The sequence below is a fragment of the Pseudoalteromonas sp. 68 DY56-GL68 genome, from assembly GCF_041414825.1.
In the GTDB taxonomy this organism is placed as follows: Bacteria; Pseudomonadota; Gammaproteobacteria; order Enterobacterales; family Alteromonadaceae; genus Pseudoalteromonas.
This window is the reverse complement of sequence record NZ_JAOCZL010000018.1, coordinates 255,993-268,667: the sequence shown is the minus strand read 5'-3', so window position 1 is coordinate 268,667 and position 12,675 is coordinate 255,993. Positions and strand designations below refer to the sequence as shown.

General features: G+C 41.0%; 10 protein-coding genes. 6 read left to right on the top strand and 4 right to left on the bottom strand.

What is annotated here, in order from left to right; translation table 11 throughout:
- Positions 1–81 precede the first annotated feature (81 nt).
- Positions 82–420 carry a nitrogen regulatory protein P-II gene (gene glnB / locus NYF15_RS09705; protein ID WP_062570524.1) on the top strand — a complete coding sequence of 113 codons (339 nt, stop codon included), beginning with the start codon at positions 82–84 and terminating at the stop codon, positions 418–420.
- Between the two features lie 325 nt (positions 421–745).
- On the opposite strand, the gene NYF15_RS09700 is transcribed toward glnB, so the two are convergent.
- Positions 746–1,504, bottom strand: a complete 759-nt coding sequence (locus tag NYF15_RS09700; protein ID WP_130151255.1) for an outer membrane protein assembly factor BamD — start codon at positions 1,502–1,504, stop codon at positions 746–748.
- Between the two features lie 124 nt (positions 1,505–1,628).
- On the opposite strand from NYF15_RS09700, the gene rluD reads away from it, so the two are divergent.
- The 3 genes from rluD to clpB all read left to right on the top strand — a co-directional run bounded on the left by rluD (position 1,629) and on the right by clpB (position 6,009).
- Positions 1,629–2,606, top strand: a complete 978-nt coding sequence (gene rluD / locus NYF15_RS09695) for a 23S rRNA pseudouridine(1911/1915/1917) synthase RluD (RefSeq protein ID WP_130151256.1) — start codon at positions 1,629–1,631, stop codon at positions 2,604–2,606.
- Between the two features lie 5 nt (positions 2,607–2,611).
- Positions 2,612–3,334 carry a peptidoglycan editing factor PgeF gene (gene pgeF, locus NYF15_RS09690; RefSeq protein ID WP_371353422.1) on the top strand — a complete coding sequence of 241 codons (723 nt, stop codon included), beginning with the start codon at positions 2,612–2,614 and terminating at the stop codon, positions 3,332–3,334.
- A gap of 98 nt (positions 3,335–3,432) precedes the next feature.
- On the top strand, positions 3,433–6,009 hold the full coding sequence (clpB, locus tag NYF15_RS09685; RefSeq protein ID WP_130151258.1) for an ATP-dependent chaperone ClpB: 2,577 nt from the start codon (positions 3,433–3,435) through the stop codon (positions 6,007–6,009).
- Between the two features lie 59 nt (positions 6,010–6,068).
- Here the strand turns inward: clpB and NYF15_RS09680 are convergent, their stop codons facing one another.
- On the bottom strand, positions 6,069–7,616 hold the full coding sequence (locus tag NYF15_RS09680; RefSeq protein WP_371353421.1) for a methyl-accepting chemotaxis protein: 1,548 nt from the start codon (positions 7,614–7,616) through the stop codon (positions 6,069–6,071).
- 420 nt (positions 7,617–8,036) lie between these two features.
- Between NYF15_RS09680 and gshA the strand changes: the two genes are divergently transcribed.
- Both gshA and NYF15_RS09670 read left to right on the top strand, forming a co-directional pair.
- Entirely contained in the window at positions 8,037–9,614 is a 1,578-nt protein-coding gene (gshA, locus tag NYF15_RS09675; RefSeq protein ID WP_371353420.1) for a glutamate--cysteine ligase, read from the top strand.
- Positions 9,615–9,750: 136 nt separating this feature from the next.
- Complete coding sequence (locus NYF15_RS09670) at positions 9,751–10,359, top strand: transglycosylase SLT domain-containing protein (protein ID WP_130151261.1); 609 nt, start codon at positions 9,751–9,753, stop codon at positions 10,357–10,359.
- A 50-nt stretch (positions 10,360–10,409) separates the two neighbouring features.
- Here NYF15_RS09670 and NYF15_RS09665 read toward each other — a convergent pair whose 3' ends face one another.
- Both NYF15_RS09665 and NYF15_RS09660 read right to left on the bottom strand, forming a co-directional pair.
- The gene (locus NYF15_RS09665) at positions 10,410–11,249 is read right to left on the bottom strand and encodes a mechanosensitive ion channel family protein (RefSeq protein WP_371353419.1); all 840 of its coding nucleotides are present in this window, start codon (positions 11,247–11,249) and stop codon (positions 10,410–10,412) included.
- 138 nt (positions 11,250–11,387) lie between these two features.
- Positions 11,388–12,659, bottom strand: coding sequence for an HlyC/CorC family transporter (locus NYF15_RS09660; protein WP_083515358.1), 1,272 nt, complete (start codon positions 12,657–12,659; stop codon positions 11,388–11,390).
- Positions 12,660–12,675 lie beyond the last annotated feature (16 nt).

The following is a 12,675-nucleotide window of genomic DNA, read 5'->3' as shown; positions in this document are numbered from 1 at the left end:
CGAAATTCATAGCTTTGTTTGCCATCAGAGTCGGTATTGTCTAAAATCGAGGCAATTAAGAAATAAAAAGTAACCCAAAAAATGAAAAAAATTGAAGCAATCATAAAACCATTTAAGCTTGATGATGTTCGAGAAGCATTATCAGAAGTGGGTATTACAGGGATGACGGTAAGCGAAGTTAAAGGCTTTGGTCGTCAGAAGGGGCACACAGAGCTTTATCGTGGTGCTGAGTACATGGTTGATTTTTTACCGAAAGTAAAATTAGATATCGTGCTCGCCGATGAAGATGTCGATAGAGCAATTGACGTTATCGTTAAAACGTCACAAACAGGTAAAATTGGTGATGGTAAAATCTTTGTTACTGACGTTGAGCGTGTAGTTCGTATTCGTACTGCTGAAGAAGATGAAGACGCGATTTAATTAGTATACTCAAGCCACCTCAAGATGCAGAATTCAGCGTTTTACAGGTGCTTAATATCAAGGCGTTACTTTGCAAGAATGGTAGTCCCTTTTAAGAAGTAACAACGATGAGAGTAAGTGCCTGTGAGCGCCCAAAGGGTTGGTTTAAAAGCGATTTATACTGCGTTATTGATTTTAACAATAGAACCACTATTACTTGCAATCAATGCCTTGGCTAAATCGCTTTTAATTCCAACTGAAACTCGCACCTTGAGGTGGTTTGGGTATATTCGATCGCAAACATTAAAAAAGGCGCCTTTGGCGCCTTTTTAGTTTTCAATCAATTTTAACGATTATTCGCTTCTCGCGTTGCTTTAGCATGTTCACTTAGTTCAGGTAAGCCAAGTTTATCGTAGCTTTTTACCATGATCTCAAGAGCTTGATCTAAGTAGCTACTTTGTGAGTAATGCTCAACTACATATTTACCACGGTTTGCAGCCGCAAGGTAAGCTTCGCGTTCATAATAGTATTGCGCTACTTTTAATTCATAGCGAGCCATTTTATTTAAAAGCCATACCAAACGTTTTTTAGCTTCTGGGGCATAAGCGCTATCAGGGAAGCGTTTTAGTAGTGTTGATAAGTCAGTAAATGCAACACGAGTACGATTTGCGTCTCTGTCAGCGCGGTCTACACCAAAATATTCCTGAAATGCATTTTCATCCGCTTTAATATTAACTAAGCCACGCATGTAATACATGTAATCTAAGTCTTTGTGATTTGGATTAAGGCGAATAAAGCGGTCAATAGTTGCCAGTGCCTGCTCGGTATTTCCTGATTGATAATGTGCATACACTAAGTCCATTTGCACTTGTTTTGACAAAGGTCCAAATGGATAGCGTGAATCAATTGCGCTTAAAAGTTCAATTGCACGGGCATAAAGACCTGAGTCTAATGTTTCTTTTGCATCCTCGTATAAAGCTTGCGCAGATTTATTAGGAACGCGTTGTATATCTTCTTGATCAGGCGCTGATGAACAGGCACCTAAGCCAAGTAATGAAACTGAAAAAACTATGGCGAACGCACGTTTCCCTATTTTATTTATCATTTTATTTATTACCTTTGATGTCTTCGGCTAGGCCAAGTGAGGAAAACCGAGTAAACTATACGTATTAAAGCGATTCTAACCCAGTCGAGCAAAGCTTGCACTGGTAAATTGGGTAAAGTTACTAATGTCAGAGCAAATTTCTCTCCAAGCCGAGGTTCCAATAGACCTTGGCGGTAAACGTCTAGACCAAGTATTGGCACAATTGTTCCCTGATTATTCTCGTTCACGTATAAAAACGTGGATTTTAGATGATAAAATAACCGTTAACGGTGAAATATTAAACACACCGCGTGAAAAACTACTCGGTGGCGAAACGGTGAGTGTCGAAACAACCATCGAAGCTCCGCGTGAGTACGAAGCACAAAATATCAAATTAAACATCGTTTATGAAGACGATGATATTTTAGTGATCAATAAACCAATGGGTTTAGTAGTCCACCCAGGTGCGGGTAATCCTGATGGCACCGTATTGAATGCATTGTTACACCATTATCCTGATATCATTAACGTGCCTCGTGCTGGTATTGTGCACCGTTTAGATAAAGACACCACAGGTTTAATGGTGGTAGCAAAGACAATTCCTGCACAAACACATCTGGTATCCGCTTTACAAAAGCGTGAAAACTTCACCCGTGAATATGAAGCAATTTGTAATGGTTCAATGACAGCTGGTGGCATGGTTGAAAAACCAATTGGTCGTCATGCAACTAAACGAACTCATATGGCCGTGCATGAGATGGGTAAACCCGCGGTTACTCACTATCGGGTTGCAGAAAAATTTAGAGCACATACACGCTTACGTTTACGCTTAGAAACCGGTCGTACTCACCAAATTCGTGTACACATGGCTTATTTGAATCACCCGCTAGTAGGCGATCAATTATACGGAGGCCGTCCACGTCCACCTAAAGGGGCAACACCAGAGTTGTTTCAAATGCTTCGTGAGTTTAAGCGCCAAGCATTGCATGCAGTTAAGCTGTCAATTGCTCACCCGATCACTGGCGAGATGATGACATGGCAGGCACCGATTCCTGATGATATGGCTGCGATGACAGAAGCTTTACGCGCAGACACCAAAGCAAACCCAAATATCGAGTTTTAAGCGTTATGATCACACCAGCATGGACTGCCCCAAAAACAATTAGCGCACTGAGTACCACCCGCAAAGGCGGTGTTTCTGTTGCACCCTTTGATAGTTTTAATGTGGGGTTACATGTTGGTGATGATGAGCAAGCAGTGCTTGCAAATCGAGAGCTGCTAACAAATCAGTTGCCAAATCCTGCTGTGTGGTTAAATCAAATTCATAGCAGTGACGTCGTGGTGATTGATGAACGCAGTGACTTAAACCAAGTCCGCTCTGCTGACGCGCTCTACACCCGTTTAGCAAAACAGCCGCTTGCGATAATGACCGCGGATTGCTTACCTGTGTTACTTAGCTCAACCTCTGGTGATGAAATAGCCGCGATACATGGCGGCTGGCGAGGTTTAGCACAAGGCATATTGGCCAATACGCTTACCCATTTTAAAGCCTTGCCAAACGATATTATTGCTTGGTTTGGCCCTGCCATTGGCCCTTCAGAGTTTGAAGTAGGGCAAGAAGTAAAAGCGTGCTTTTGTGAGCTAAATGCTAACCATCAACATGCATTTACGCCTAGAGGTGATAAATATTTAGCTGATATTTATTTACTTGCTCGCCAGCAATTAATGCAATTAGGTGTGGTAAATATTTTCGGTGGCGAGCACTGTACTGTTAGTGATAAGTCTCAGTTTTTCTCTTACCGCCGCGATGGCGAAACAGGGCGTATGGCAAGTTTGATCTGGCGCAATTAATACCACTTTTTTGCGATTAAATTATCGTCTCTTACTTGAACAAATCATTAAGCATACCCATTAATTAAGCAATTAGATTTTTTAATAGGTAAACCCTCATGCGTTTAGATAGATTTACAAGTAAATTTCAATCTGCGCTTTCAGATGCGCAGTCATTAGCGCTTGGGCGCGATCATCAATTTATTGAGCCAGTACACTTGATGTATTCTTTGCTTCAGCAAAATGGCTCGAGTGTGCGTGCGCTGTTAGCTCAAGCAGGCGTGAGTGCTGATGAATTAAACACCAAGTTATCGCAAGAAATCGAGAAACTATTTAAAGTTGAAGGTATTGGCGGCGATGTTCAACTATCAAATAACATGGTTTCGTTGATAAACCTGTGTGATAAATACGCGCAAAAACGTAAAGATAAATTTATCTCAAGTGAGCTATTTGTTCTTGCAGCATGCGAAGACAAAGGTCCACTAGGTGATATTTTTAAAGCACTTAATATTACTTCGAGTAAAATTGAAGCAGCAATCGAGGCTATTCGTGGTGGCCAAAAAGTGGATGACCCTAATGCTGAAGAAACTCGTCAGGCATTAAAAAAATTCACAATCGATCTCACTGAGCGCGCAGAGCAAGGCAAGCTAGACCCTGTGATTGGCCGCGATGATGAGATACGCCGCACGATTCAAGTATTACAACGTCGTACCAAAAATAACCCTGTATTAATTGGTGAGCCAGGTGTGGGTAAAACGGCGATTGCCGAAGGCTTAGCGCAACGCATCATTAATGGTGAAGTGCCTGAGGGGCTAAAGAGCAAACGCGTTTTATCGCTTGATTTAGGTGCCTTGGTCGCAGGCGCCAAATACCGTGGTGAATTTGAAGAGCGTTTAAAGTCAGTACTGAATGAACTTGCCAAAGAAGAAGGCCAAGTGATCCTCTTTATTGATGAAATTCATACCATGGTGGGTGCAGGCAAAACGGATGGTGCGATGGATGCGGGTAACATGTTAAAACCTGCTCTTGCACGTGGTGAGCTTCACTGTGTGGGTGCGACGACCCTTGATGAGTATCGTCAATACATCGAAAAAGATGCAGCACTTGAACGTCGTTTTCAAAAAGTGTTTGTTGATGAGCCATCAGTTGAAGATACCATCGCGATTTTACGTGGCTTAAAAGAGCGCTATGAATTACATCACTCAGTTGATATTACCGATCCGGCCATCGTTGCTGCTGCGCAGTTATCACATCGTTACATTAGCGATCGTCAATTGCCTGATAAAGCGATTGACCTCATTGATGAAGCTGGCTCGTCGATTCGTTTGCAGATTGACTCAAAGCCAGAGTCTTTAGATAAGCTTGAGCGCCGTATTATCCAGTTGAAGTTGGAAGATAATGCCCTTGCTAAAGAAAAAGACGAAGCGAGCCAAAAACGCCGCACAGAAATGCAAGAACTGATCACTGAACTGGAAGCGCAATACCGCGAGCTAGACGAAGTGTGGAATGCCGAGAAAGCATCATTACAAGGCACGCAAGTGATTAAAGCTGAGCTTGAACAGGCGCGTCTTGATTTAGACGTGGCACGTCGTGCTAGTGACTTACAGCGCATGTCAGAACTTCAATATGGTCGTATTCCTGAACTTGAGCGTAAACTCGACCTTGCATCACAAGCGGAAATGCAAGAAATGAGCTTACTAAAAAATCAAGTTGGTGAAGATGAAATTGCGGAGATTTTATCGCGTTGGACAGGTATTCCTGTATCGAAAATGCTGCAAGGTGAGCGCGAAAAGCTACTGCAAATGGAAGATCAATTGCATCATAAAGTAATTGGTCAAGATGAAGCGGTTGTGGCTGTGGCTAATGCCATTCGCCGTTCTCGCGCAGGGCTTGCTGATCCAAATCGTCCAATTGGTTCATTCTTATTTTTAGGCCCAACAGGGGTGGGTAAAACTGAGCTGACTAAAGCGTTGGCTAGTTTTATGTTTGATACTGAAGATGCCATGGTGCGCATTGATATGTCAGAGTTTATGGAAAAACACTCGGTTGCACGTTTAGTGGGTGCGCCTCCAGGCTATGTAGGTTATGAAGAGGGTGGCTATTTAACCGAAGCCGTGCGTCGTCGTCCGTATTCAGTTATTTTACTGGATGAGGTTGAAAAAGCGCACCCTGATGTATTTAACATCTTACTACAAGTTCTTGATGATGGCCGCTTAACGGATGGTCAGGGTCGCACCGTTGACTTTAAAAATACCGTTATCATTATGACCTCTAACTTAGGCTCGGACATTATCCAAGAGCAAGCAGGTTCAAATGACTATGCGACCTTAAAAGAGAAAGTGATGGGCGTTTTAGTGAGTCAGTTCCGTCCAGAGTTTATTAACCGTATTGATGAAACGGTGGTATTCCATCCACTTGCCAACGAGCACATTAAAGAAATCGCTGATATTCAGTTAAGTAAGCTTCGTGAGCGTTTAACTGAAAAAGGCTATCTTCTTGAAGTGACCGATGCTGCCCTAGAGGGCATTGCCGCAAGTGGTTTTGATCCGGTTTATGGGGCAAGGCCTTTAAAACGCGCTATTCAACATACCATTGAAAACCCGTTGGCGCAGCGCTTATTAGCTGGAGATTATCAGCCAGGTGCCATTATTCATATTGATGCCGATGAAAATGGATTGGTTTTTTCTAATCGCTAAATTAACCGCATATAAAAAAGCCGCATCAATTGATGCGGCTTTGTTTTTATCAATATATTTTATACTTTAAAAGTTAACAGCATATCGTTCACTTTGCGTGAGCCCTCAACGAGGCCCGCAGCATCTTTTGCTACGTTGTAGCTTAGCTTTAAGTTTTCTTCGCTGTGTCCTTTGATGCTATCTACATTTGTACGAATATCAACACTGACCACTTGTTGCTCTTCCGCCGCAGTTGAAATCTCTGTTGCAAGGCTAGAGATCTCATCAATTTGTGCAAAAATGCTCGCAAGCTCGGTTTGTGTATGTGTAGTTGTGCTTACACAGCTATCAGCTTGCTCTTTAGTTGATTGCATTACTTTTGACCAACTGAATAAAGTATCTTGAATTTCTTTGATTGAGCTGTGAATTTGTGACGTCGCATTTTGAGTACGAGATGAAAGAGCTCGTACCTCATCGGCTACCACAGCAAAGCCGCGACCATGCTCGCCAGCACGGGCGGCTTCAATCGCTGCATTGAGTGCTAATAAGTTGGTTTGCTCTGCAATACCTTCAATTTCACTCATAACTTGGCCGATTTTATCCGCCTCACTGGCTAGGGAGTTAGCCGTGGTTGCAGCTTGTTCAACTTGGTTTGCAAGTGCAGACACCATGCTGCTGTTATCTTCTATGTGTAGCTTAATGTCGTTACAGCTTTGATAAGTCGTATTTACTTTCTCTGCTGTGTGGTGTGTATTTGCAGATATTTCACCAATGGTTGCACTCATTTGCGTCATTGCTGTTGCAATATCACCCAAGCGTTGACCTTGGGCTGCAATTCCTTGCTCAGTTAATGAAGATTGCCTATCTAAGTTTGTAGCAATATCTTTAAATGAATAGGTCGAATCTTTAATACGGCCAAGAACCGTACGCAGTTTTGCTGCTAACATTTGCTGATTATAGGCCGCAACACTAAATGGATGAGCGCCTGAATAGACATAACGAGACACAGAGTCAAACTCAGCACGCTGTTTTTTAAGCTCTGTAGGGGTCACTATTAGCTCGTCATAATTAAGAGCAACAAGAAGTGCTGCAACCATAAAAGTGCTCGCCGCGATGACTGCTGATGTCAACAAACCAAGCGCAAAAATAGCCACAGCCGCGATAACAACAGAAGTGAGTTGTCGCAATGAAATATTTTCACGAAAAGATGAAATAGATTTACCATTATTTATTTTTTCGTATAGTGCCATGGCTCGTGTTTTGAGCTCTTCTGATGGTTTTGTACGTACTGATTGATAGCCAACTAATTGCCCGTGTTCATAAATAGGGGTTACGAATGCATCAACCCAATAATATCGACCATCTTTACAGCGGTTTTTCACCATGCCTCGCCATGAGTGACCTTGTTTGAGTTTTTCCCACATCTCCTTAAATGCAGCTTTTGGCATATCTGGGTGCCTAACCATATTGTGATTCTTACCCAGCAGCTCTTCCTCGCTATAGCCTGCTATGGTGCAAAACTCTTTGTTTACGTAGGTGATTACTCCACGTAAATCGGTTGTTGAGACAAGCTCTTGATGTTCAGAGTAGGTTACTTCCTGATTGATTGTTTCTTGACCACGACGCATTTTAGTCCTTGAAATGTACTTTTTTACTATGTGCGGATTATAGTCTCAGAAAAATGTAAGGGAAGAGTAACTATGTTAATTAAGTGAAACTTTGAATTATTTCATATAAATATTGATCTAGAACAATGTCTTGTCTGAAAACATGTGTTTAAGGCTTAACCAAAAGGTCGTAATTGAAATAAATTTTATTGGCATGAGGTCTCATTATTGATTAGCGAAACAATTTCGCATCAATGAAGTGCTATCAAAGCAATTGTATTATAGTTATCTGAATGGCAAGATGATGACTAAGTGATGGAGTTGTCAGGGTATCGACATTAATTACAGTTGCATAGATAGAGATTCTAATTTTTCTCTTGAGAATTTATATTCTGCCCCCATACACTTGGGATTAAAGCCACGTGGCTCGAGGAAGCATTTTTGATAAAACATGATTTAAACAAAACGCTACAAGCGTTATCGGCACACTATCCAACCGCAATTAATGGGATTAAACGTGGCATCGAGCGAGAAGCATTAAGGATTAAACCTAACGGTGTTATTTCAAAGAAGGGGCATCCGCAAGGAGTAGGGTGCGCACTGACCAATGATCATATAACTACAGATTTTTCAGAATCTTTATTAGAGTTTATTACGCCAGTTAGTACCTCACCTGAGCAAACATTAGCGCAGCTTAAAGATTTACAGAAGTTTACCTTGTCTCAAATGGGGGACGAATTGTTATGGCCTATTAGTATGCCATGCTTTATTGATAACCAAGATGACATTGTGCTGGCGCAATTTGGTGACTCAAATATTGGTCGCATGAAAACACTCTACCGTGAAGGGCTTAAAAATCGTTATGGTAGTATGATGCAAGCTATTGCTGGTGTGCACTTCAATATTTCGTTCCCTGACACGTTATGGCAGGGGCTACATGAGCTAAGTGATAGCACAAAGGACTTAGCAGATTTTATATCAGACGGTTACCTAGGTTTAATTCGTAATTTTAAACGTGAACTTTGGTTAATTAGCTATTTATTTGGTGCTTCCCCTGCGTTATGTCATTCTTTTCTTCAAGGGCGTCAAACTGAGCTGCCATTTAAAAAGTTAGGTAAAGGTACACTTTACTTAGAGGTTGGCACTGCTTTACGTCTTGGTGATTTAGGTTATACGAACAGTGCACAATCTTCTTTACGTGTGATGTACAACTCGTTAGATGAATACGTTGCTGGTTTAAAAGAAGCCATTAATACACCATCAAATATTTATAATCATATTGATGATTACACCAGTGAAGCACCAAAACAGCTGAATAAAAACATTCTCCAAATTGAAAATGAATTCTATTCACCGATTAGGCCTAAACGAAATGCTGCTAGTGGAGAAACCCCTACGGATGCTTTGCTACGAGGTGGAATTGAATACATTGAAGTACGTGCCTTAGATGTCAATCCATTTAGTGAAACGGGTATCGACTTACAACAGATCCGCTTTTTAGATGTATTTTTAACTTATTGCTTGTTAAGTGACTCACCAACGATGGACTGGCAAGAGCAAGGCCTCAGTACTAAAAACCTTGATGCTGTTGTAAACGAAGGGCGTAGTCCTGATTTGCAACTGACAAAACAAGGTGAGCAAGTTAGCTTGACGGCATGGGCAATGTCAATATTTGATAAACTAAAGCCAGTGGCGCAATATATGGATGCTGCCTATGGCGTAAGTTATTACAGTGAAATAGTCGCAACGCTTGCGACCTGGGTCAGTGAGCCAAATAAAACATTCTCAGGGCGATATATTGATATGTTAGCAAACACTAACCAAGATAATGGTGAGTTTGCATTAACACTTGCACAGCAATATAAGCAAAACCACCAAGCCGCTGATTATCAATTTTATGATGACGCTTTTTTAACAGAGCAAGCATCTAAGTCGGTAGCAAAAGAGCGCGATGTAAAAGCTGAAGATGATGTGTCTTTCACTGCATTTTTAGATGATTACTTTGCAAAGGCGAAGTAATACATTTTAGGCATAAAAAAACGCAGCCTAGGGAGGCTGCGTCAAAGATTCTTCAGGGATGAAACAATGCTATACTACTGCATTCATAAGTTCAGACTGACCAACTAAGAAAAAGTTCAGCGAGATACATAAAAAAATGAAAAAAAGTATAATTATTTTATCGCTGGCCGCGGCTTTGGCTGGTTGTGCTACAGCTCCTCCTGAGCAACCTCATGATATTTGTAAAATTTTCGAAGAAAAACCAGATTGGTACTATGATGCTCGCGATGCTCAAGACAAGTGGGGCTCGCCAAAACATGTATTAATGAGCATGATGTATCAAGAAAGTTCGTTTCGTCATGATGCAACGCCGCCTATGGAATACTTTCTGTGGATCATCCCAATTGGACGTGTAAGTTCAGCTTATGGTTACTCACAAGCAAAAACCCCTACATGGTCAGACTATATTCGTGAAACCGGTAACAGCGGTGCAGATAGAGATGATTTCGATGATGCCATCGATTTTATGGCGTGGTTTGTTTACAAAACACATAAAGTAAATGGTGTTTCTAAGTGGGATGCTTACGCACAGTACCTTAATTATCATGAAGGGTGGGGCGGTTATAAACGTGGTACGTATAAAAAGAAAAAATGGTTGATGAGTGTGGCAAATAAAGTTAAGCATCGAGCAAGTCGTTATGGTGCACAACTTAGAAAATGCGAAGATGAGTTGGATAAAAACTGGTTTGAGCGCTTGTTTAGTTAGCACTTATTTAATTAAAAAACCCACAATAATGTGGGTTTTTTAATGATAAATTATTTGCCAGGAAATTGGTGAATGTGTACATCCCGTTGCGGAAACGGAATGGTGATATCCGCTGCATCAAAAGCAATTTTTACTTTTTCATACAAGCCAAAATACACCGGCCAGTAATTCTCTGAATCAACCCATGCCCATACCAGCATACCAATATGACTATCGCCATGTTGACTAACATGTACCACCGGCTTTTTCGCTTCTTGATCTTTTAGCACTAATTCATAGTCATTCAACACACCCATAAGCACTTCTCGCGCCTTTTGGACATCATCGCCATAACTAATACCAAACTCTATATCAACACGACGTGTAGGCTCTGCAAATTTGTTTTTTACACAGCCATTTGATAAAGCGCCATTTGGAATGATTATTTTTTCATTATCATAAGTAAGTAGCACAGTGACAAAAATTTGAATCTCAACAACTTTCCCCATATAACCTTGTGCTTCAATAACATCACCGACTTTAAACGGTTTAAAGAATAAAATCAGAACACCACCTGCAAAATTAGCTAAACTACCTTGCAGTGCCATGCCAACGGCTAAGCCTGCAGCACCTAACATAGCGATGAATGAGGTGGTTTCGATGCCAATCATAGAGGCAACAGAAATCAGCAAGAGTATTTTTAAAATGACTGAAATAAATGACACCAAAAAGTGTGTGAGCCCTGCTTCAAATTTTACTCTGTTCATTGATTTTTCGGCCATGTTGGCGATGCGGCCAATCAACCACCACCCTATAACCAAGACTAAAATAGCTAAAATAAATTTTGGCCCATATAACATGAGTAATTCGATAGCTTGGTTATATACTTTTTCGATTGAAATATCGTCCATTATTGCTCCATGTAAATAAACTTAATCGGACCAATACTAGACGAATTAATATGAAAGTGTGCTCTTTAGCACAAAAATGTGAAACTTCAGAGGCGGTAATATACGTAATAAAAAAGGAGTAGCAAGCTACTCCTTTTCTTATTCTTGAATACGTTTACTGGGTATTACTTTAACCAGTTTTACCATATTTTCTTTTACTTCTAATACTTCGATAGGGTAGCCAGCAATACGCAAACTTAAGTTCGCATCTGGAATATCTTCAAGATATTCTACAATTAAACCACTTAAAGTTTTTGGCCCATCTATAGGGAGCTCCCAGTTCATTTCTTTATTTAAGTCACGAATATTAGCGCCACCGTCGACAAGCACAGAACCATCGTCTTGCTCTGTTACTTCTTCACTTGGCGTACGAGTTTGTGTTGTTGTGAAATCTCCAACCACTTCTTCTAAGATATCTTCAAGTGTCACGAGACCTTGAATATCACCGTATTCATCCACAACTAGACCAATTCGCTCTTTTGATTGTTGGAATTTTAAAAGTTGTGTATTGAGTGATGTCCCTTCAGGAATAAAGTAAATCTCGCGAACGGCACGTAATAGTGAAGGTTTATCAAATTGCTCTTTTGTTAATAGGCGTAGCGCATCACGTGAATGAATGAAGCCTACTGCATCGTCAATTTGGTCTCTGTAAAGCAGTACACGCGTGTGTTGTGCATGTGTTAATTGGCGACTAATAAGCTTCCAGTCATCGTTGATATCAATTGCAACAATCTCATTTCGAGGGATCATGATATCTTCTACGGTGACTTGCTCTAAATCTAAAATAGACGTCAGCATGCTTTGATGGCGAGCAGGAAGAAGGGCCCCTGATTCATTTACCACCGTTTTTAGCTCTTCTTTGCTTAGGCTGTGCTCTTCAATTTGTGCTGTGGTAATGCCAAAGAGGCGCAACATACCATTGGTCATCCAGTTCACGATAACGACAAACGGAAACAGTATTTTTAATAGACCTTTGAGGATAATAGAGCTTGGAAAAGCGACCTTCTCAGGATACAGCGCTGCGAGTGTTTTAGGCGTCACTTCAGCAAAAATGAGCACTACAAGCGTTAATACACCAGTGGCAATAGCAATACCAAGGTCACCATACAGGCGAATCCCTATAATCGTAGCGACTTGCGCTGCTGCGATGTTAACAAGGTTATTTCCGATTAAGATCAGACCAATTAGTCTATCAGGACGGCTTAACAGTTTACTGACGCGTTTCGCTGCACGGTGATCTTCTTTTGCTAAATGGCGCAAGCGAATACGGTTAATTGACATAATTCCAGTTTCAGAACCAGAAAAATAAGCAGAAATAAGTATCAATAATCCCAATACAATAAACAGGGTACTAGTCGATATGTCGTCCAACGATGGATCCTTTTTT